The 20683-nt window shown below is 67.7% G+C and carries 18 protein-coding genes and 1 pseudogene; 2 read left to right on the top strand and 17 right to left on the bottom strand.

Annotated elements, in window-relative coordinates; all coding sequences use genetic code 11:
- Positions 1-6: 6 nt before the first annotated feature.
- From fghA to AC07PU_RS08660, 7 genes are all read right to left on the bottom strand, one after another.
- Complete coding sequence (fghA, locus tag AC07PU_RS08690) at positions 7-882, bottom strand: S-formylglutathione hydrolase (RefSeq protein WP_495316749.1); 876 nt, start codon at positions 880-882, stop codon at positions 7-9.
- Positions 879-1787: an alpha/beta fold hydrolase gene (locus tag AC07PU_RS08685; RefSeq protein ID WP_495316747.1), complete on the bottom strand. Its 909-nt coding sequence runs from the start codon at positions 1785-1787 to the stop codon at positions 879-881. The genes fghA and AC07PU_RS08685 overlap by 4 nt, the downstream gene beginning before the upstream one ends.
- A 17-nt stretch (positions 1788-1804) precedes the next feature.
- Positions 1805-2911, bottom strand: a complete 1107-nt coding sequence (locus AC07PU_RS08680) for an S-(hydroxymethyl)glutathione dehydrogenase/class III alcohol dehydrogenase (protein ID WP_057594524.1) — start codon at positions 2909-2911, stop codon at positions 1805-1807.
- Between the two features lie 72 nt (positions 2912-2983).
- Complete coding sequence (locus AC07PU_RS08675) at positions 2984-3634, bottom strand: glutathione S-transferase family protein (RefSeq protein WP_495316745.1); 651 nt, start codon at positions 3632-3634, stop codon at positions 2984-2986.
- Positions 3631-4494, bottom strand: coding sequence for an aromatic ring-hydroxylating dioxygenase subunit alpha (locus tag AC07PU_RS08670; protein WP_495316743.1), 864 nt, complete (start codon positions 4492-4494; stop codon positions 3631-3633). Before AC07PU_RS08670 ends, AC07PU_RS08675 begins: the two co-directional genes overlap by 4 nt.
- A gap of 10 nt (positions 4495-4504) precedes the next feature.
- Positions 4505-5188 carry a Rieske 2Fe-2S domain-containing protein gene (locus AC07PU_RS08665; RefSeq protein WP_495316741.1) on the bottom strand — a complete coding sequence of 228 codons (684 nt, stop codon included), beginning with the start codon at positions 5186-5188 and terminating at the stop codon, positions 4505-4507.
- 17 nt (positions 5189-5205) lie between these two features.
- A complete protein-coding gene (locus tag AC07PU_RS08660) occupies positions 5206-6285 on the bottom strand; it encodes a BMP family ABC transporter substrate-binding protein (protein WP_398499409.1) in 1080 nt (359 codons plus the stop codon).
- A gap of 193 nt (positions 6286-6478) precedes the next feature.
- Between AC07PU_RS08660 and AC07PU_RS08655 the strand changes: the two genes are divergently transcribed.
- Both AC07PU_RS08655 and aroQ read left to right on the top strand, forming a co-directional pair.
- Positions 6479-7450 carry a LysR family transcriptional regulator gene (locus AC07PU_RS08655; RefSeq protein WP_208508497.1) on the top strand — a complete coding sequence of 324 codons (972 nt, stop codon included), beginning with the start codon at positions 6479-6481 and terminating at the stop codon, positions 7448-7450.
- Positions 7451-7489: 39 nt separating this feature from the next.
- Positions 7490-7930, top strand: a complete 441-nt coding sequence (aroQ, locus tag AC07PU_RS08650) for a type II 3-dehydroquinate dehydratase (RefSeq protein ID WP_057594519.1) — start codon at positions 7490-7492, stop codon at positions 7928-7930.
- Positions 7931-7937: 7 nt separating this feature from the next.
- Here aroQ and AC07PU_RS08645 read toward each other — a convergent pair whose 3' ends face one another.
- From AC07PU_RS08645 to asd, 10 genes and pseudogenes are all read right to left on the bottom strand, one after another.
- On the bottom strand, positions 7938-9512 hold the full coding sequence (locus AC07PU_RS08645) for a SpoVR family protein (protein ID WP_281077238.1): 1575 nt from the start codon (positions 9510-9512) through the stop codon (positions 7938-7940).
- Positions 9509-10801, bottom strand: a complete 1293-nt coding sequence (locus tag AC07PU_RS08640; protein WP_495316736.1) for a YeaH/YhbH family protein — start codon at positions 10799-10801, stop codon at positions 9509-9511. The genes AC07PU_RS08645 and AC07PU_RS08640 overlap by 4 nt, the downstream gene beginning before the upstream one ends.
- Positions 10802-10861: 60 nt before the next feature.
- On the bottom strand, positions 10862-12784 hold the full coding sequence (locus tag AC07PU_RS08635; RefSeq protein ID WP_495316734.1) for a PrkA family serine protein kinase: 1923 nt from the start codon (positions 12782-12784) through the stop codon (positions 10862-10864).
- A gap of 611 nt (positions 12785-13395) precedes the next feature.
- Positions 13396-14418, bottom strand: a complete 1023-nt coding sequence (locus AC07PU_RS08630) for a hypothetical protein (RefSeq protein ID WP_495316732.1) — start codon at positions 14416-14418, stop codon at positions 13396-13398.
- 39 nt (positions 14419-14457) lie between these two features.
- Positions 14458-15597, bottom strand: coding sequence for a molecular chaperone DnaJ (gene dnaJ / locus AC07PU_RS08625; RefSeq protein WP_057594515.1), 1140 nt, complete (start codon positions 15595-15597; stop codon positions 14458-14460).
- 120 nt (positions 15598-15717) lie between these two features.
- On the bottom strand, positions 15718-17661 hold the full coding sequence (gene dnaK / locus AC07PU_RS08620) for a molecular chaperone DnaK (RefSeq protein ID WP_057594514.1): 1944 nt from the start codon (positions 17659-17661) through the stop codon (positions 15718-15720).
- A gap of 124 nt (positions 17662-17785) precedes the next feature.
- Entirely contained in the window at positions 17786-18349 is a 564-nt protein-coding gene (gene grpE, locus AC07PU_RS08615) for a nucleotide exchange factor GrpE (protein WP_093343144.1), read from the bottom strand.
- Between the two features lie 239 nt (positions 18350-18588).
- Complete coding sequence (locus AC07PU_RS08610; RefSeq protein ID WP_057594512.1) at positions 18589-18939, bottom strand: FKBP-type peptidyl-prolyl cis-trans isomerase; 351 nt, start codon at positions 18937-18939, stop codon at positions 18589-18591.
- 280 nt (positions 18940-19219) lie between these two features.
- Positions 19220-19522 (bottom strand): annotated as a pseudogene (locus AC07PU_RS08605) (winged helix-turn-helix transcriptional regulator); the annotation flags it as partial.
- A gap of 195 nt (positions 19523-19717) precedes the next feature.
- Positions 19718-20569, bottom strand: a complete 852-nt coding sequence (gene asd, locus AC07PU_RS08600) for an archaetidylserine decarboxylase (RefSeq protein ID WP_296778307.1) — start codon at positions 20567-20569, stop codon at positions 19718-19720.
- Between the last annotated feature and the right edge of the window lie 114 nt (positions 20570-20683).

The following is a 20683-nucleotide window of genomic DNA, read 5'->3' as shown; positions in this document are numbered from 1 at the left end:
GTTCGTTCAGCCGCGCAACACCTGCGCATGGTGCGCCAGGTGGTCGGCCATGAAGCTCTGGATGAAGTAGTAGCCGTGGTCGTAGCCCGCGTGGCGCCGCAGCGTGAGCGGCTGGCCGGCGGCGAAGCAGGCGGCCTCGAAGGCCTCGGGATGCAGCTGCTCGGCGAGGAATTTGTCGGCCAGGCCCTGGTCGACCAGGATGCCGTGCGGATAGGGCGCCGCGACCTGCGACTGCATCAGCGCGCTGGCATCGTGCGCGAGCCAGGCCGCGCGGTCGTCGCCGGGTTCGCCGAGGTAGCCGCGCAGCGCCTTGTCGCCCCAGGGGCACTGGGTGGGCGCGCAGATCGGCGCGAAGGCCGACAGCGAGAGGAAGCGCCCCGGATGGCGCAGCGCCAGCGTCAGCGCGCCGTGGCCGCCCATCGAGTGGCCGAAGATGCCCAGGCGCGCGGTGTCGATCGCGAATTGGCGGCCCACCAGCGGCAGCAGCTCCTGCACGATCCAGCTCTCCATGCGCCAGTGGGCGGCCCAGGGCGCCTCGGTGGCGTCGAGGTAGAAGCCGGCGCCGATGCCGAAGTCCCAGCTCGCGTTGGCGCCCGGCAGCGCTTCCACGGCCGCGCCGCGCGGGCTGGTGTCGGGCGCGATCAGCGCCAGGCCGAGGCTGGCGGCCATGCGCTGCGCGCCGGCCTTGATCGCGAAGGTCTCCTCGTTGCAGGTCAGGCCCGCGAGGTACAGCAGCGCCGGCACGCGCTCGTTCGCGGCCTGCGGCGGCAGGTAGACCGAGAAGCGCATCGGCAGGCCGATCTCGTGCGAGGCCTGTTCGTAGAAGCCCTGCACGCCGCCGAAGCAGTGGTGCTCGGACAGGGTCTTGAGCAGATCGGTCATGCGGCGCCCCGCACCAGTTCGAGCACCGCGTCGGCGAAGGCGCGCGGCGCCTCCTGCGGCAGGTTGTGGCCCACGCCCGGCACCAGCCGGTGCGAGCGCGGTCCGCTGAAGCGCGGCGCATGCGCCGATGCATCGGCCGGTGGCCGCACGCCGTCGTCGATGCCGTCGAAGGTGATCGCGGGCACGCGGATGACCGGCTGCGCGGCCAGCTGGCGATCGATGTCGGCATAGGCCGGATCGCCCGCCACCAGGCCGAAGCGGTGGCGGTACGAGTGGATCACCACCTCCACGAAGTCGGGATGGTCGAAGGCCGCGGCGCTGCGCTCGAAGGTGGCGTCGTCGAAGCGCCAGGTTGGCGACCACAGCTTCCACAGCAGCTTCGCGATGGCCTTGCGGTCCTTCTGCAGGCCGGCGCGGCCGCGCTCGCTGTGGAAGTAGTACTGGTACCAGAGGCTGTGCTCGTTCTCGGGCGTGTCGGGCTCCATCGCCCTGGCGATGTTCTGGATGTTGTAGCTGTTGAGCGATACCAGCCCCGCGCAGCGCTCGGGCCACAGGGCCGCCACCACGCAGGCGGCGCGGCCGCCCCAGTCGTAGCCGGCCAGCACGGCGCGCTCGATCTCGAGCGCATCGAGCAGCGCCAGCAGGTCGGCGCCGAAGGCCGCCTGTTCGCCCGAGCGCGGCGTGTCCTTGCTCAGGAAGCGCGTGCCGCCGTAGCCGCGCATGTACGGCACGATGGTGCGGCAGCCCTCGGCCGCCAGCAGCGGCGCGACTTCGGCGTAGGTGTGGATGTCGTAGGGGAAGCCGTGCATCAGCAGCACGGGCGGTCCGTCGGCCGGGCCGCTCTCGTGGTAGGCGACCTCGAGCACGCCGGCTTCGATGCGGCGCAGGGGCTCCATGCGTTCCATGGTCGGCACCCGCGGCGTCAGTAGAGCACCACGCCGCGGATCGACTCGCCGCGCTTCATGAGGTCGAAGCCGTCGTTGATCTTCTCGAGCGGCATGGTGTGGGTGATCAGGTCGTCGATGTTGATCTTGCCCTCCATGTACCAGTCGACGATCTTGGGTACGTCGGTGCGGCCGCGCGCGCCGCCGAAGGCCGAGCCTTCCCACTTGCGGCCGGTGACCAACTGGAACGGGCGCGTGCTGATCTCGGCGCCCGCTTCGGCCACGCCGATGATGATGCTGCGGCCCCAGCCCTTGTGCGTGCATTCGAGCGCCTGGCGCATCACCTTGGTGTTGCCGATGCACTCGAAGCTGTAGTCGGCGCCGCCGTCGGTCAGCTGCACGATGGCGTCGACCACGTTCTCGGTGTCCTTCGGGTTGATGAAGTGCGTCATGCCGAACTTGCGCGCCATGGCCTCGCGCTCGGGGTTCAGGTCGACGCCGATGATCTTGTCGGCGCCCACCATCTTCGCGCCCTGGATCACGTTCAGGCCGATGCCGCCGAGGCCGAACACCACCACGTTGGCGCCGGCTTCCACCTTGGCCGTGAAGATCACCGCGCCGATGCCGGTGGTGACACCGCAGCCGATGTAGCAGACCTTGTCGAAGGGCGCGTCCTCGCGGATCTTGGCCAGCGAGATCTCGGGCGCGACCGTGTAGTTGCTGAAGGTGGAGGTGCCCATGTAGTGGGCGATGGGCTTGCCGTCGAGGCTGAAGCGGCTGGTGCCGTCGGGCATCAGGCCCTTGCCCTGGGTGCCGCGGATCAGCTGGCACAGATTGGTCTTGCGCGACAGGCAGAACTTGCACTGGCGGCATTCGGGCGTGTAGAGCGGGATGACGTGGTCGCCCTTCTTGAGGGTGGTGACGCCGGGGCCGACGTCGACCACGATGCCCGCGCCTTCATGGCCGAGGATGGCGGGGAAGATGCCTTCGGGGTCGGCGCCCGACAGGGTGTAGTAGTCGGTGTGGCAGATGCCGGTGGCCTTGATCTCGACGAGCACTTCGCCGAACCGGGGGCCGTCGAGGTCCACGGTTTCGATGGTCAGGGGGGCTCCGGATTTCCAGGCGACGGCGGCTTTGGTTTTCATGGCGTGTTCGGGGGGAAAGGGGGGAGGAGGGAAGGAATGGGGCCGGAAGACGGCGCGAGGCCCCAAGGATACTCAGGCGGGGCCAGCGGGGAAGATACCCGACATGCCGATGAACCCGGGCAGGTGTCGGAAATCCCAGACCCAGTGTCGCAGCGCGGGAAATTCGTCGAGCGAAATGCCGCCTTCGCCGGCCAGCGCCACGTAGGGGAAGCAGGCCAGGTCGGCGATCGTCGGCTCAGCCGCCGCGGCCAGCCAGCGCTGGCCGGCGCTGGCCTGCTCGGCCAGGTGGTCGTCGAGCACGCGGAACACGGCGCGCGCGCCGGCGCGGCAGGCCTCGATGTCGAGGTGGCGGTAGCCCAGCGCGTCGTGCAGCCGCGCGGCCGAGGCGGTGCGCGTGATCTCGTCGGCCGTGGCGAGCCACATCGCGATCTGGCCGCGCAGCTTCGGATCGTCGGGGTACCAGCGCCTCCGGGCGTCGTGGCGGCTCGCGAGGTAGACCAGGATGGCCTGCGCGTCGCGCAGCACGAAGCCCTCGTCTTCGATCACCGGGATCTGCCCGAGCGGGTTGAGCTGCGCGAGGAACGCGGCCGACTTGTGCGCGCGCCCGGGGTAGAAGTCGACCGGCACGGCCTCGTAGGGAACGGCCAGCCAGGCCAGCAGCTGCCGCACCTTGAAGCAGTTGCCCGAGAGCGGGTAGTCGTGGAGCCTGAGCAGCGTCGTCATGCGGCGGCCCTCGTGCCGAAGCGCATGCCGCGCTCGCGCAGCCAGCGGCGGTAGGTGACGGAGGTGGTGTCGCCGCGCGTCGGCGTCTCGGCGCGGCCTTCGAGCGGCATGCGCTTGAAGGCATGGTTCTCGAGGATCGGCTTGTCCTGGCCGAAGATCGTGTGCTGGAACGCGATGAGCTCGGCGTCGCTCGACACATCGTCGAAGTAGGCCAGCACCGTGTGGGCGATCACGTGCTCGTCGTCGAGCGGCTGCAGGAACAGGCCGATCGCGTCCTGCGCCTCGGGCCGCAGGCTCGACTTGTAGAGCATGGCCGAGAAGGGCTGCATCACGCGGTAGGTGTAGCGCACGTCGGCGCCGCTGTCGTGCGCGGCCGAGGCACGCGGCTGCCAGAAGCGGCAGTCGGTGGCCCAGATCTCGCCGGTGGCGGGCTCGATCGCCACCTCGTACCGGGCGACCTCGGTGTGCGGCACCTTGCCGAGGTAGTCGGCATGCACGAAGGGAAAGTGCGCCATGTCGAGGAAGTTCTCGATCACGCGCAGCCCCGACACCGCGACGCCGATGCCGCCGCAGTCGACGAGGCGGCGCCCGGGCTCGGTGTATTCGGGAAACTCGAACAGCGGGCGCGCGGGCCGGCCGCTGGGGCAGACCCAGAGGTAGCCGTGGCGCGACTGAACGGAAAGCGGCTGCGTGCCGAGCCGGCATTGCGGCGTGCCGTCGGCCTCGGCCCACAGCGAGAGCGTCGCGCCGAGCAGGCAGGTGCCGTAGGGCTGCCGCTGCGAGCGGCCGGCGAGCGCGCTCGCGGGGCCGACGACCAGCCAGTCGTCGAGCATGTTGGGATCGTCGGTGACGAAGAGCATCGTGCTTCCTTCAGGTCTCGGTTCGTTCGATGTCGCCGCGCAGGGTTCGCGCGGCCGCGTGCAGGGTCTTCATGGCCTCGGCGCCCGGGGCGGCCTCGGTCCACAGGTGGACGAAAGCCAGTTGCGCTTGCGCGTCGAGCAGCAGCGCGACGGTCGGCGTGCCGCCGAGCGTGCCGCGCCAGGCGCCCGGGGCGGCGCCGGCCGCGAAGCCCAGCCGTGGGAGTGCCTCGCGCACCTGTTGCGCACCGGCGCGCAAGGTCAGCGTGCGGCAGAAGTGCCAGCCGGCCGGCACGGCATCGGCCAGTGCCTGCGGCGCGGGCGGCGGCGCGTCGCCCTCGTGCGCCAGGTTCACCCACAGCATGCCCGCCGCGTCGACCGCGCCGAACACCCTGGCGCAGACGTTGCGCGGCGCGGGCATCGCCGGATGGGCGGGAATGCCGACGCACTGCCCGTTGCCCGCGGCGTACTGCCAGCCGTGGTAGGCGCAGGAGAGGCGGTTCTCGACCACCTGGCCCAGCGTGAAGCGCACGCTGCGGTGCGGACAGCGGTTCTCCCAGGCCTGGGCCGCGCCGTCGGCCGAGCGCCAGAGCGCGAGCTCCTGGCCCTCGGCGAAGCCGGCGACGATGTTGGCGCCGGGGCGCAGCCCGGCCGAAGGGGCGACGGGGTGCCAGGGGGCGGTAGCGGGATGCGTCATGGGGTTCTCCATGGCCTTCAACGCGAGCCGCCCACCACGCCCTCGGCGAACCAGTCCATCCGGCCGAGGTCCGCGTCGGCGACGCGGGCGCCCGCGGCCACGCGGACCGCGCCCTTCTGGTCCTTGATGGGACCGGCGAACACCTGCAGCTTGCCGCTGGCGATGTCGCGCTCCTTCGCCTGCACGAGTTCGGCGACGTCCTTCGGCACGCGCGGGCCCATCGGCGCCATCTTCACCACGCCGTCGCCGATGCCGCCGAGGTAGAGGCCGGGCTTCCAGCTGCCGGCCATCACCTCGCGCGCCACCCGGGTGTAGAAGCCGCCCCAGTGGTGGGTGACGCCGGTGAGGTAGTTCCTGGGCGCGTGGCTGCGCATGTCGGAGTGGAACGAGATGGCGCCCACGCCGCGCGCCTCGGCGGCGGTGGTGACGGCGGGCGTGTCGGTGAAATGCGTGAGCACGTCGGCGCCCTGGTTCATCAGCGCGACCGCGGCGTCGCGCTCCTTCGGCGGGTCGAACCACGAATTGACGAACACCACATGCACCATCGCCTTCGGGTTGACGCTGCGCGCGCCGAGCGCGAAGGCGTTGAGATACCACATCACGTCGGGCACCGGGTGGGCGCCGACGAGGCCGATGATGTTGGAGCGCGTGGTCCGGCCCGCCACGATGCCCGCGAGGTAGCCGCCCTCGTGCCAGCGCGCGTTGTAGCCGCCGAAGTTCTTCGCGGTCTGGTAGCCGCTCGCGATCAGGTACTGGACGCCGGGGTTGTCGTTGGCGACCGTGAGCATCGGCTTCATGTAGCCGAAGGAGGCGCCGAAGATCAGCTGGCAGCCGTCGGCCGACAGCTCGCGCGCCACGCGCTCGGAGTCCGGGCCTTCGTTGGTGTCGGGCACGGTGCGCACGCTGACCTGGGCGCCGAGGTTCTTCTCGAGCTCGCGCCGGCCGAGGTCGTGCTGGTAGGTCCAGCCCGTGTCGCCGACCGGGCCCAGGAAGACGAAGCCGATCTTGAGCGGGCCGGCGGCCCAGGCGCTGCGCAACGGCAGCAGGGAGGCGGCAACGCCGGCGGAAAGCAGGGTGCGTCGGGCAGGGCTGTGCATCGGGGATTCTCCTGTCGTGGGGAGTGGGGCTCGGGCCTCCAGGGCTCGAAGGCTCGAGGTCTCGGCGGGGCATGGCATAGCATTCGCTACGCCCGCGCAGACCGTACCGTTTCCCGCCCTCCGATGAAAGCCACATGCCGAGACGCAACTTTTCATTCCTGAAACGGCCGACCCTCGCCGACAGGGAGCGCGCGTGACCGGCATCGACCTGGCGCTGGTGCAGGCCTTCGTGCTCGTCGTGCAAAGCGGCAGCCTCACGCGGGCCGAGAGCCTGTCGGGCGTTTCGAAGGCCACGCTGAGCCGGCAGCTCACGCGGCTGGAGGAACTGCTGGGCGCGCAGCTGCTGATGCGCAGCTCGCGCCGCATCACCGCGACCGAGGCGGGCCGCGCCTTCTTCGTGCGCTGCGAGGACCTGCTCGGCGAGGTCACGGGCCGGCTCGAGACGGCGCGCACCGAGATCCAGGAGATCACCACCGGCGTGTCGGGCAGCCTCTCGCTGCTGTCGGACACCCAGTTCGGCACCTCCTTCGTCTGCCACGTGGTGAAGCTGTTCCTGGAGTCGCATCCCAACGTGCGCTGCCAGCTCGACGTGGCGAGCCGGCCGAACGCGCCGGGCATCGGCGACGTGGACTGCTACGTGTGCTCGGAGCCGCCCGACGCGCCGAACCTCGTCGCCAAGCTGCTGGGCCAGCTCAACTATGGCCTCTATGCGAGCCCGCAGTACCTCGAGCGCCAGGGCACGCCGCGCTCGCCCGACGACCTGGCGGCGCACCGCGCGATCGTGATGAAGGAGGCCGCGGGGCCGTCGCAGGTGCTGCTGGTGTCGGGCGCGTCGGGCCGCCATGCCTACCGGCCCGAACCCGCCTTCGAGACCAACGACCACTGGGTGATGAAGACCTTCTGCATCGACGGCCTGGGCATCGCGCTGCTGCCGGCCTTCTTCGTGCGGCCCGAGCTGGCGCAGGGCGTGCTGGTGCCGGTGCTGCCGCAGTGGCAGCCGCAGCCGCGGCGCATCTACTGCGCCTACCAGCGGCAGCGCTACATGGGGCAGAAGCTGCGCGCCTTCGTCGACCTGATGGCGCGCTGCGTGGTCGACATCGACTCGTACAACTACTACGTCGGCTCGTCCGCGGCCCGGCGGGGCAGGGCGGGTGCCAGACCATAATGGCGGCCCGTCCGACGCGTGCTGCCAGCCCGATCCATCATGAAGAAAATCCTCGTCCTCAACGGCCCCAACCTCAACCTCCTGGGCACGCGCGAGCCCGAACAGTACGGCCGCGACACGCTGGCCGACGTGGAGCGCCTGTGCCATGAAACGGGCGCGAAGCTCGGCGTGGCGATCGAGTGCCGCCAGACCAACCACGAAGGCGTGCTGGTCGACTGGATCCAGGAAGCGGGCCGCGAGGTGGCGGCTGGCACCATGCTCGGCGTGGTGATGAACCCGGGGGCCTACACCCACACCTCGATCGCGCTGCACGACGCCATCAAGGGCGCGAGCGTGCCGCTGATCGAGCTGCACATCTCGAACGTGCACGCGCGCGAGGAGTTCCGGCACCGCTCGTACATCTCGCCGGCGGCGCGCGGGATCATCGTGGGGCTGGGCGTGAAGGGCTACACGCTGGCGATTGCCGCGCTGGTGCCCTGAGCCTCGGCTAGTACAGCGCCCGCGGCGCCGAGGCCTTCCAGCTGCGGCTGATGCGGCCCTGCGCATCGACGCTCTCGAGATGCACGTCAAAGCCCCACAGCCGCGCCACGTGCTTGAGCACCTCCTCGGCATCGTCGTGCAGCGGCAGGCTGTTGCGCTGGGTGTGGCGCAGCGTCAGCGAGCGGTCGCCACGCATGTTGACGTTCCAGACCTGGATGTCGGGCTCGCGGCTGCCGAGGTCGTACTGGCGCGACAGCGATTCGCGCAGCGCCTGGTAGCCGCTGTCGTCGTGGATCGCCGAGACCTCGAGCTCGGACTCGCTCTGGTGGTCGCGGATCGCGAACAGGCGGAAGTCGCGCATGGTCTTCGGGCTCAGGAACTGGCCCACGAAGCTCTCGTCCTTGAAGTTGCGCATCGCGTAGTCGAGCGTGGCCACCCAGTCGCTGCCCGCGAAGTCGGGGAACCAGCGCCGGTCCTCGTCGGTGGGCTTCTCGCAGATGCGGCGCAGCTCGGTGTACATCGCGAAGCCGAGCGCGTAGGGATTGATGCCGCTGTAGGCGCGGTGGCCCACCGGCGGCTGGAAGATCACGCCGGTGTGCGAGCTCAGCCACTCCATCATGAAGCCGTCGTCGAGCTGGCCGCGGTCGTACATGGTGTTGAGCAGCGTGTAGTGCCAGAAGGTGGCCCAGCCCTCGTTCATGACCTGGGTCTGGCGCTGCGGGTAGAAGTACTGCGCGATCTTGCGCACGATGCGCACCACCTCGCGCTGCCAGGGTTCGAGCAGCGCGGCGTTCTTCTCGATGAAGTAGAGCAGGTTCTCCTGCGGCTCGAGCGGAAAGCGCGGCGCCGATTCCGAGCCGGCGTTCTGCTCGCTGCGCCGCGGCAGCGTGCGCCAGAGGTCGTTGACCTGCTGCTGCATGTGGCGCTCGCGCTCGGCGCGCTGGGCGCTCTCCTGCGCCAGCGAGCGCTTCTGCGGACGGCGGTAGCGGTCCACGCCGTAGTTCATCAGCGCATGGCAGGAGTCGAGCAGCTTCTCGACCTCGTCCACGCCGTGGCGCTCCTCGCATTCGGCGATGTAGTGCCGCGCATAGACCAGGTAGTCGATGATCGAGGACGCATCGGTCCACATGCGGAACAGGTAGTTGCCCTTGAAGAAGCTGTTGTGGCCATAGGCCGCGTGCGCGATCACCAGGGCCTGCATGGCCATGGTGTTCTCTTCCATCAGGTAGGCGATGCAGGGATCGGAATTGATCACGATCTCGTAGGCCAGCCCCATGTGGCCGCGGCGGTAGTTCTTCTCGGTGGCGATGAACTGCTTGCCGTACGACCAGTGCCTGTAGATCATCGGCATGCCCACGCTGGCGTAGGCATCCATCATCTGCTCGGCCGTGATGATCTCGAGCTGGTTCGGGTAGACGTCGAGGCCGTAGCCGCGCGCGGTGCGCGCGATCTCGGTGTGGTAGCGCTCGATCAGGTCGAAGGTCCAGTCCGAAGGGCTGGGCAAGCGCTCGAGCTTGCCTTGCGGGATGGTGGCGGCGGTCGGCAGCGGCGGTGCCGAAGGAGGGCGATCGGCGGTGGTCATGCGCTGGCTCCTTCCTTCTTGAACAGGTCGCGGAACACGGGGTAGATGTCGCTGGCCTCGGACACCTTGCGCATCGCGAAGTTGGGCTCGATGCCCTCGAGCTGCGCGTATTCCTGCCACAGGTTCTGCTCGGTCTCGGCCACCTGCACGTAGGCGTAGTAGCGCACCTTCGGCAGGATGTTCTCCTCGAGCAGCTGGCGGCAGCGCCCGCTGTCCTGATGCCAGTTGTCGCCGTCGCTGGCCTGCGCGCCGTAGATGTTCCATTCGCCGCTGGGGTAGCGCGCGCGCACGATCTCGTCCATCAGCACCAGCGCGCTCGACACCACGGTGCCGCCGGTCTCGGTGGCGTGGAAGAACTCGTCCTCGCTGACCTCCTGCGCCTGCGTGTGATGACGCAGGAACACCAGGTCGATGGTCTCGTAGTGCCGCGTGAGGAACATGTACAGCAGCATGAAGAAGCGCTTGGCCATGTCCTTGCGCGCCTCGTCCATCGAGCCCGAGACGTCCATCAGGCAGAACATCACGGCCTTGGCGCTGGGTACCGGCGTCTTCACGCGGTTGCGGTAGCGCAGGTCGATCGGATCGATGTAGGGCACGTGGCGCGCGGTGCGGCGCAGTTCCTCGATGCGCGCCTCGGTCTCGGCGATCTCGTTCTGGATGAAGGGCTGCGTGGCCTGCGGATGCGCCCTCAGGTGCAGCAGGTGCGCCTCGAGCCGGCGCAGTTCCTTGCGCGGTTCGCCGCCGAGCGCGATGCGCCGGGCCAGCGCGCCGCGCATCGAGCGCACCACGTGCAGGTTGTTGGGCGTGCCGTCGCTGGTGAAGCCCGCGCGGTGGCTCTTCCATTCGGGCACGTCGGCGATCTGCGTGCGGATCAGGTGCGGCAGCGCGAGGTCGTCGAAGAACACGCGCATGAACTCCTCGCGCGTGAGGTGGAACACGAAGTCGTCGTTGCCCTCGCCGCTGTCGCTGGCCTCGCCGCTGCCCGAGCCGCCGCCCTGGCCGCCGTCGGGGCGCTTGATGCGGTCGCCGCGCACGTACTCCTGGTTGCCCGGGTGCACGTACTCGCGGTCGCCGCCGCGCGCATGGCCGAACACCGGCTCCGACACATCGTGGCGCGGCAGCGTCACATCCTCGCCCTGTTCCAGTTCGCGGATGTTGCGGCCGCTCACGGCCCGCCGCACCGCCTCCTGGATCTGGCCGCGGTAGCGCCGGAGAAAGCGCTCGCGGTTGCCGATGGACTTGTTCTTGCCCGAGAGCCGGCGGTCGATGATCTGCTGCAGGATGGCCACGATGGTTTCAAAGCTCCTTGCAAAACGATGGGCGTTGGCGTGCTCCGTTGGCGGTGCGCGCTACGAGCTCTTGCGCACGCGCAGGTACCACTCGCACAGCAGGCGCACCTGCTTGGCGGTGTAGCCCTTCTCGACCATGCGCGTGACGAAGTCCTCGTGCTTCTTCTGCTCGTCGGCGCTGCTCTTGGTGTTGAAGCTGATCACCGGCAGTAGCTCCTCGGTGTTGGAGAACATCTTCTTCTCGATCACCGCGCGCAGCTTCTCGTAGCTGGTCCATGCCGGGTTGCGGCCGTTGTTGCCGGCCCGCGCGCGCAGCACGAAGTTGACGATCTCGTTGCGGAAGTCCTTCGGGTTGCCGATGCCGGCCGGCCGCTCGATCTTCTCGAGCTCGCCGTTGAGCGAGGCGCGGTCGAAGACCTCGCCGGTGTCGACGTCGCGGAACTCCTGGTCCTGGATCCAGTAGTCGGCGTAGGTCACGTAGCGGTCGAAGATGTTCTGGCCGTACTCGCTGTAGCTCTCGAGGTAGGCGGTCTGGATCTCCTTGCCGATGAACTCGGCATAGCGCGGCGCCAGCAGCTCCTTGATGTAGCTGATGTACTTCTGCTCGACCTCCTGCGGGAACTGCTCGCGCTCGATCTGCTGCTCGAGCACGTACATCAGGTGCACCGGGTTGGCGGCCACCTCGGAGCTGTCGAAGTTGAAGACCTTGGAGATGATCTTGAAGGCGAAGCGCGTGGAGACGCCGCTCATGCCCTCGTCGACGCCCGCGTAGTCGCGGTACTCCTGGATCGACTTGGCCTTGGGGTCGGTGTCCTTGAGGTTGTCGCCGTCGTAGACCTGCGACTTGCTGAAGATGCTCGAGTTCTCGGGTTCCTTGAGCCGCGTGAGCACCGACAGCTGCGCCATCATGCGCAGGGTTCCGGGCGCGCAGGGCGCCTGGGCCAGCGAGGAGTTGCGCACCAGCTTCTCGTAGATCTTGATCTCCTCGGACACCCGCAGGCAGTAGGGCACCTTGACGATGTAGATCCGGTCGAGGAAGGCCTCGTTGTTCTTGTTGTTGCGGAAGGCCTTCCACTCGCTTTCGTTGCTGTGGGCCAGCACGATGCCATCGAAGGGGATCGCGCCGAAGCCCTCGGTGCCCTTGAAGTTGCTTTCCTGCGTGGCGGTCAAAAGCGGGTGCAGCACCTTGATCGGCGCCTTGAACATTTCCACGAACTCGAGCAGGCCCTGGTTCGCGAGGCACAGGCCGCCCGAGTAGGCGTAGGCGTCCGGGTCGTCCTGGGCATAGGTCTCGAGCTTGCGGATGTCGACCTTGCCGACCAGCGAGGAGATGTCCTGGTTGTTCTCGTCGCCCGGTTCGGTCTTGGCCACCGCGATCTGGCGCAGCACCGACGGGTAGCGCTTCACCACCTTGAACTGGCGGATGTCGCCGCCGTACTCCTCGAGCCGCTTGACGGCCCAGGGCGAGAGGATGCGCTGCAGGTAGCGGCGCGGGATGTTGAATTCCTTCTCGAGGATCTCGCCGTCCTCGGCCGCGTCGAACAGGCCGAGCGGCGACTCGTTCACGGGCGAGCCGTGGATCGCGTAGAAGGGCACTTGCTCCATGAGCTGCTTGAGGCGCTCGGCGATCGAGCTCTTGCCGCCGCCGACCGGGCCCAGCAGGTAGAGGATCTGCTTCTTTTCCTCCAGGCCCTGCGCGGCGTGGCGGAAATAGGACACCACCTGCTCGATGGCCTCCTCCATCCCGTAGAACTCCTTGAACGCCGGGTAGATCTTGATGACCTTGTTGGCGAAGATGCGCGAAAGGCGGGAGTCGTTGCGGGTGTCGACCAGTTCGGGGTCGCCGATGGCCTTGAGCATGCGCTCGGAAGCCGTGGCATAGGCCATCGGATCCCGTTTGCAGAGTTCCAGGTAGTCCTGCAGTGAAAGGACCTCTTCGCGAGTGCGCTCGTAACGCGCTGCAAAGTTGCTGATCACATCCATGGTCACGCCTCCGTCAAGTCAGCGGGCCTTTAAAGCCCGAAATCCTGCAGTCCGAAAGCGTCGCATCTTTTGAAAAAGGTGTGGCCGCCCAGGGCTGCATGCCTTGGAAAACTCCCTTAAACACAATCTGCACAATCAGCATAAAGCAAAGAGTGCACCCAGGAAATAGTTGTTAATTCAGAACCACAGTCACGAGTAAAGTTCAACAAAAAATTCGTGCACGAGTTTGCGAATTCCAGCTAAATTCCCAGGTTCCGCAAACGGGTTCGGGTAAACCAGTTTGCCAGTGAAAATACCTATGGCAATCGACATATGCGTCCTTTGCGTGTTTTAACGGCAAGCACCTCCTATTGAGCCCACTGACTCAAAAAAACAACGCTGTCCTTCAATAACGCGGCAGCTCCCGTTTGGGTTTATTGCACATTCAAAAAATATCTAAAAGCAATCTACGCGCCATCTTTTGATGAGCGGCGCGCGCGCCGCGGCGTGGGAAAGCGCGCCAGTTGCGAGTCGGAGGGAAGCGGGAGAAGGCGCCGTTGTGGTGCGTGGCACCGAAGGCGTTCGAGGAGCACCGTTTGCGTGCGCTGACGCAAACCAAAGGGTTACGAGGCTCAGGCCAGCGGCAGGACGCGGCGCGCCACGGTGTAGCCCAGCGAAATCTCCTCGCCGGGCGCGTGCTCGCAGAAGTCGGGGTCGTGCCAGGCGCTCGCGAGCGGCAGCCAGCCCGAGAGAAAACCGGCGGCGCCGCAGATGGCGCAGCCGCCATCGCCGCCGCGCGTGAGGCCGCGTTGCGCGGTCAGCTCGTACTTGTAGGGGTCGGCCGCGATCTGCAGGCCCCAGGCGTTGGGCACACGGTGGAATTCCCAGTCGCTGGCGAAGCCCGCCGCCGGTTTCTCGAGTTGGCCCGCGGCCCGCACCCATTGGCGGCGCCATTCGGCTTCCTCGGGGCTGATGTCGGTGGGGTAGCGGTCCATCGGCGCCTCGTCACCCCAGCGGAAGAAGCCGCGTGCGCCGGCCGCGCACAGGTGCTCCCATTCGTCGGGGCTCGGCAGGCGGAAGCCCTGTGCGGCGAAGCCATCGGCGACCAGCGCATGGCTCAGGGCGTCCTCGTCGGCCTGCCAGGCGCTGACGCGGCCATCGGGCGCGACCTCGACCCGGGTCACGATGTCCGCATGTTCGGTCACGCCGCGCGGATGCTCGGCGAGCAGCGCCCGCACCTTCTCACTCGCGGGATCGATGGGCTGCCAGCCGACCTCGGCATGAAGGGTCTCGGCCAGCAGCGGCGGCAGCGCCACCTCGCGCACACGGGTGCTGCGCGCGGCCACGTAGTCGGCCAGGCTTTCCTCGAGGCCGTATTCCTCCGCCATGCCTTGCCAGCTTTCGTGCATCGCGGGCGTGGGCCGCCAGCCGCCGACGTCGAAGCCCAGCGTGGCCGGGCCGCCCGGAATCAGGGAGAAGAGGGCGCCGCCGGCGGTGTACTGCGCCACCTCGTGCGCGACACCGCCGAGCGCGAAGCGCCGGATGCCGTCGAAGGCGAAGCCCGCGGGCAGTTGCGCCGCCAGGTCCCGCGCGGCGGCTTCACGCTGCGCCGCGGTGGCGCGGCGCCAGGCCGTGAGTTCGTCGAACAGGGCCATGGGCGGAATGCCGTGGATCGGAGCGCGCGCCGCGCGTCCTCAGCTGAAGAATTCCTTGGCCTTGTCGAACCAGCCCTTGTCGGTGGGGCTGTGCTTCTCGCCGCCCTTCTTGAGCGACTCGTCGAGCTCCTTCAGCAGCTTGCGCTGGTGCTCGGTGAGCTTGACCGGCGTCTCGACGCGCACGTGGCAGTAGAGGTCGCCCGGGTAGCTCGAGCGCACGCCCTTGATGCCCTTGCCGCGCAGGCGGAACTGCTTGCCGCTCTGTGTGCCGTCGGGAATGTCGATGGCCGCGTTGCCCTTGAGCGTGGGCACGTTGATCTCGCCGCCGAGCGCCGCGGTGGTGACGCTGACCGGCACCACGCAGTGCAGGTCGTCGCCGTCGCGCTCGAACAGCTCGTGCTTCTTGAGCCGGATCTCGATGTAGAGGTCGCCGGGCGGCCCGCCGTTGGTGCCGGGCTCGCCGTTGCCGGTGCTGCGGATGCGCATGCCGTCGTCGATGCCGGCCGGGATCTTCACTTCCAGCGTCTTGTTGTTCTTGATCTTGCCCTGGCCGTGGCAGGTCGCGCAGGGCTCGGGAATGATCTTGCCGCTGCCGTGGCAGGTCGGGCAGGTCTGCTGCACGCTGAAGAAGCCCTGGCGCATCTGCACCGCGCCCGCGCCGTGGCAGGTGGTGCAGGTGATCGGCTTGGTGCCCGGCTTGGCGCCGGTGCCCTTGCAGGTGCCGCAGTCGTCCCAGCTCGGGATGCGGATCTGGGCTTCCTTGCCCTCGGCCGCTTCCTCGAGCGTGATCTCCATCGCGTAGCTCAGGTCGCTGCCGCGGAACACCTGGCGGCCGCCGCCGGCGCGGCCGCGGCCACCGCCGCCGAACACGTCGCCGAAGATGTCGCCGAAGGCTTCCGCGAAGCCGCCGAAGCCTTCCGCACCCGGGCCGCCGCGCATGTTGGGATCGACGCCGGCGTGGCCGTACTGGTCGTAGGCCGCGCGCTTCTGGCCGTCCGACAGCATTTCATAGGCTTCCTTCACCTCCTTGAACTTGGCCTCGGCGTCCTTGCTGGTGTCGCCGTGGTTGCGGTCCGGGTGGTGCTTCATCGCGAGCTTGCGATAAGCCTTCTTGATTTCGTCGTCGCTCGCGTTCTTGGGAACGCCGAGGGTTTCGTAGTAGTCGCGTTTGGTGGCCATGGCAGGTTCGATCGGGCGGCGGGGCGGTCTTCAGGTCTCTTCGGGAACGGGGATCGATCGAAGCGAGAAAGGCTGGAGCACCCTTTCAGGTGTTCCAGCCCCGTTCGACCGAGCGGACGCTCAGTCCTTCTTCTTGACTTCCTTGACCTCGGCATCGACCACGTTGTCGTCGGCCGGGGCGCTGCTCGCAGCTTCCGCGCCAGCCGAGGCACCCGGGCCGCCGGCGGCACCGGCCGCGGCCTGCGCGTCGGCGTACATCTTCTCGCCGAGCTTCTGGCTCGCGGTCATCAGCGTGTTGGTCTTCTCTTCGATCGCGGCCTTGTCTTCGCCCTTGACCACGTCCTCGAGTTCCTTGATCGCGGTCTCGATCTTTTCCTTCTCGCCGGCGTCCAGGCTGTCGCCGTGCTCGCCCAGCGACTTGCGCACGCTGTGGACCATGGCCTCGCCCTGGTTGCGGGCCTGCACCAGCTCGACCTTCTTCTTGTCCTCGGCCGCGTTGAGCTCGGCGTCCTTCACCATGTTCTGGATCTCGTCCTCCGACAGGCCCGAGTTCGCCTTGATGGTGATCTTGTTTTCCTTGCCGGTGCCCTTGTCCTTGGCGCCGACGTGCAGGATGCCGTTGGCGTCGATGTCGAAGCTCACCTCGATCTGCGGCGTGCCGCGCGAGGCCGGCGGGATGCCCTCGAGGTTGAACTCGCCGAGCAGCTTGTTGCCCGCGGCCACTTCGCGTTCGCCCTGGAACACCTTGATCGTCACGGCCGGCTGGTTGTCCTCGGCGGTCGAGAAGGTCTGCGCGAACTTGGTCGGGATCGTGGTGTTCTTCGTGATCATCTTGGTCATCACGCCACCCATGGTCTCGATGCCCAGCGACAGCGGGGTCACGTCGAGCAGCAGCACGTCCTTGCGGTCGCCCGAGAGCACCTGGCCCTGGATGGCGGCGCCGACGGCCACGGCCTCGTCGGGGTTCACGTCCTTGCGCGGGTCCTTGCCGAAGAAGGCCTTCACCTTGTCCTGCACCTTGGGCATGCGGGTCATGCCGCCGACCAGGATCACGTCGTTGATGTCGCTCACGCTGATGCCGGCATCCTTGATGGCCAGGCGGCAGGGCGCGATGGTGCGCTCGATCAGCTCGTCGACCAGGCTCTCGAGCTTGGCGCGCGTGAGCTTGATGTTCAGGTGCTTCGGACCGGTGGCATCGGCCGTGATGTAGGGCAGGTTGACGTCGGTCTGGGCGCTGTTCGACAGCTCGATCTTGGCCTTCTCGGCCGCTTCCTTCAGGCGCTGCAGCGCGAGCACGTCCTTGCTGAGGTCGACGCCCTGTTCCTTTTTGAACTCGCCGATGATGTAGTCGATGATGCGCTGGTCGAAGTCCTCGCCGCCGAGGAAGGTGTCGCCGTTGGTCGACAGCACTTCGAACTGCTTCTCGCCATCGACGTCGGCGATCTCGATGATCGAGACGTCGAAGGTGCCGCCGCCGAGGTCATACACCGCGATCTTGCGGTCGCCCTTGTCCTGCTTGTCGAGGCCGAAGGCCAGCGCCGCGGCGGTGGGTTCGTTGATGATGCGCTTGACGTCGAGGCCCGCGATGCGGCCGGCGTCCTTGGTGGCCTGGCGCTGGGCGTCGTTGAAGTAGGCCGGCACCGTGATCACGGCTTCGGTCACGGCTTCGCCGAGGTAGTCTTCGGCCGTCTTCTTCATCTTGCGCAGGATGTCGGCGCTGACCTGCTGCGGGGCCATCTTCTTGCCGCGCACTTCCACCCATGCGTCGCCGTTGTCGGCCTTGGCGATGGTGTAGGGCATCAGGTCGATGTCCTTCTGGACTTCCTTTTCCTCGAACTTGCGGCCGATCAGGCGCTTGATCGCGTACAGCGTGTTCTTGGGGTTGGTGACGGCCTGGCGCTTGGCCGAGGCACCGACCAGCACTTCACCGTCTTCCTGGTACGCGACGATCGAAGGCGTGGTGCGCGCGCCTTCCGAGTTCTCGATCACGCGCGTGGTGTTGCCTTCCATGATCGACACGCACGAGTTGGTGGTGCCGAGGTCGATGCCGATGATCTTTGCCATGTTCTGTACTCCTGAAACCTGAAAAATATGTTGTTATGAACTTGTGGATAACCCGGGTCTATTCAAGGGAAGAAACGGGGTTTTCCTGTGGAATTCGTGTGGACGGGGAGAAGGGCGCAGCGGCTTACTTCGGGGCGCTGACGGTGACCAGCGCGGGGCGCAGCACGCGCTCGGCGATGGTGTAGCCCTTCTGCAGCACGCCCACCACGGTGTTCGGTTCCTGGTCGGCGGGCACCACCGAGATCGCCTGGTGCTGGTGCGGATCGAACTTGCTGCCGGGAGCCGGCGCGATCTCGATCACCTTGTTGCGCTCGAGCGCGCTCTTGAGCTGGCGCAGCGTGGCTTCGGCGCCTTCGCGGATCTGCTCGGGGGTGGCGTCCTTGATGGCGAGACCGGCCTCGAGGCTGTCGGTCACCGGCAGCAGGCTCTCGGCGAAGGCTTCGACCGCGAACTTGCGGGCCTTGGAAATCTCGTCGTCGGCGCGGCGGCGGGCGTTCTGCACGTCGGCCTGCGCGCGCAGGTACTGGTCGGCCAGTTCGGCGTTCTTGGCCTGCAGGGCGGCGAGCTCGCCCTGGGCCGCGGCCAGCGCGTCCGCCTCGTTGGCGGCTTGCGCGGCCTCCAGCTCTTCAGGGCTGGGTTCGCCGTGCAGGGTTTGCGAATTCGGGGCGGATTGTTGCGGATCGGACATCTTTTGAAGCGGATTGATCGATGGGCTGGAAACAAACGATTGCGGGCCAGTTGGGGCCCTCCGGAGGCTTTTCAAGCGAAAAAATGCGGCCGAAAAGGCCGCATGGGCATGAAAGATGGCCCCAGAGCTCCCTCACTCCGTGAGGTCGCTGCCCCCCAGGGGGCGTTTTCCATCTTGGGGCGGCCCGGCGATGAAAAAGGCCCTTCGCAGGGCCTTCGAGCCGACGGGCCCGCGCTCGATCAGTGGGTGTCGAGCAGCTCGACGTCGAACTTCAGGGTGGCGTTCGGCGGGATCACGCCGCCGGCGCCGCGGGCACCGTAGCCCAGCGAGGCCGGGATGATCAGCGTGCGCTGGCCGCCGATCTTCATGCCGGCCACGCCTTCGTCCCAGCCCTTGATGACCTGGCCGGCGCCGAGCGAGAACGCGAACGGGTCGTTGCGGTCGCGGCTCGAGTCGAACTTGGCGCCCTGCACGCCGTCGTTGTAGAGCCAGCCGGTGTAGTGCACGTGCACGTGGTGGCCGGGCTTGGCTTCCGCGCCGTCGCCGACGACGGTGTCTTCGTATTGCAGGCCGGAGGGAGTGGTGGGCATGGTGAACGCTCCTTGCGTCGGTATGTTCGCGAGATGAAAGAAGGGCATCGATCCGGGGATCGAAGGCGCGGAGTTTACCGAGGCCGGCGGACGGCGTTTGCCGGACGGGGCGCCGCCGGGTTCAGTCCGAGATCGGCGGGGGGATCGGCGAGGAGGGCGGGGAGGGCGGCGGCGAGGCGGGCGCAGGCAGCGGTGGCGAGCTCGGCTGCGGCGCGGGCGCTGCCGATGGCGCCGAGGCGGATGCCGCGGGCGGCACCGCGGCGGCCGGTTGCGCCGCCGCCTTCTTGGCCTGGCCGAGCTGCCACTTGCTCGCGAAGGCCTGCAGGTCGGACAGCCGCTTGAGCAGGTCCTGGCCGCTGAGCGTGAGGCTGTAGCCGTCGCCGCCGTGGCTCACCACGCCGGCTTCGCGCAGTTCCTTGATCCGGGTGTTGAGGGTGTTGGGAGTGATGCCGCCGACGCTGTCCTGCAGCAGCCGGAAGGTCTGGGCATGGCCGTCGCGCAGGGCCCAGAGCACACGCAGCGCATAGCGGGCCTCGAGCAGCGCGAGCAACTGGCTGATGGCTGCGTTTTCCTTGGAACTCATCGTCATCATCTCCTCTGCGATCTGTGCTGCGCGGGAGGCCGGCCCGTGGGCAGTGCCTCGGCCTCGCTCTTTTTTGATGGTTGGCGGACCGCTGTCCGGCCTTCGCTCCGGCCGGGGACTATAGCTCAAATGATTACGATGCTACTAGTTTTATAGCTGTGGGCGTACGCTGCATGCGGCTCCAGAGACAAAGCGTCACATCTTTGAAAAATTCGCCATGGCTTCGCCCAGCCGGATGGCGCGCGCAGGCGCCCATTCGGAATTGAAGGCCACCGCGGGTGCGGGGAACAGCATGACGACGGTCGAGCCGAGCAAGAAACGGCCCATCTCCTCGCCCTTGCGCAGCGCGATCTGCCGGTCGTCGTAGCGCCATTCGCGCAGCTCGCCCCCGCGCGGCGGGTTGACCACGCCGTGCCACACGGTCGCCATGCTGCCGACGATGGTGGCGCCGACCAGCACCAGCACGAAGGGGCCATGGGCCGATTCGAAGACGCAGACCACGCGCTCGTTGCGCGCGAACAGGCCCGGCACGCCGCGCGCGGTGGTCGGGTTGACCGAGAACAGCTCGCCCGGCACGTGGATCATGCGCAGCAGCCGCCCGTCGCAGGGCATGTGGATGCGGTGGTAGTCGCGCGGGCTCAGGTACAGCGTGGCGAAGCTGCCGTGCGCGAACTGCGCCGCGAGCGCCGCGTCGCCGCCCACCAGGGCCGTGGTGCTGTAGTTGTGGCCCTTGGCCTGGAAGATCTGGTCGCCCTCGATCGCACCGAACTGGCTGATCGCACCATCGACGGGACAGATCATGTCGGCGTCGGCGAGCGGGCGTACGCCGGGCTTGAGCTCGCGCGTGAAGAACTGGTTGAAGCTCTTGTAGTGCGCGATATCGGGCTCGAGCGCCTCGTTCATGTCGACGCCGTATTTGTCGACGAAGCGCCGGATGATCCAGGTGGTGACCGCTCCCCGCTCCTTGCCCGCGACCCAGCCGGCGAAATTGGTCAGTGCCTGCTTGGGGAACAGGTATTGGGGCAGGACAGCGGAGCGATCAGACACGTGCGGAGCTTCTGGTTCTTGGATGGGAGGGGCATTCTATAAAGCGGGCCCGGCCCGGGGCGTAGGAAACTTCCCTCGGGATTTCGCGGGGGCGAATTGCGCGGAATTCGGCGG

The organism is Variovorax sp. GW821-FHT10D07 (assembly GCF_059415325.1).
The sequence above is the reverse complement of the archived record's forward strand: the minus strand, read 5'-3'. Positions and strand labels throughout refer to the sequence as shown.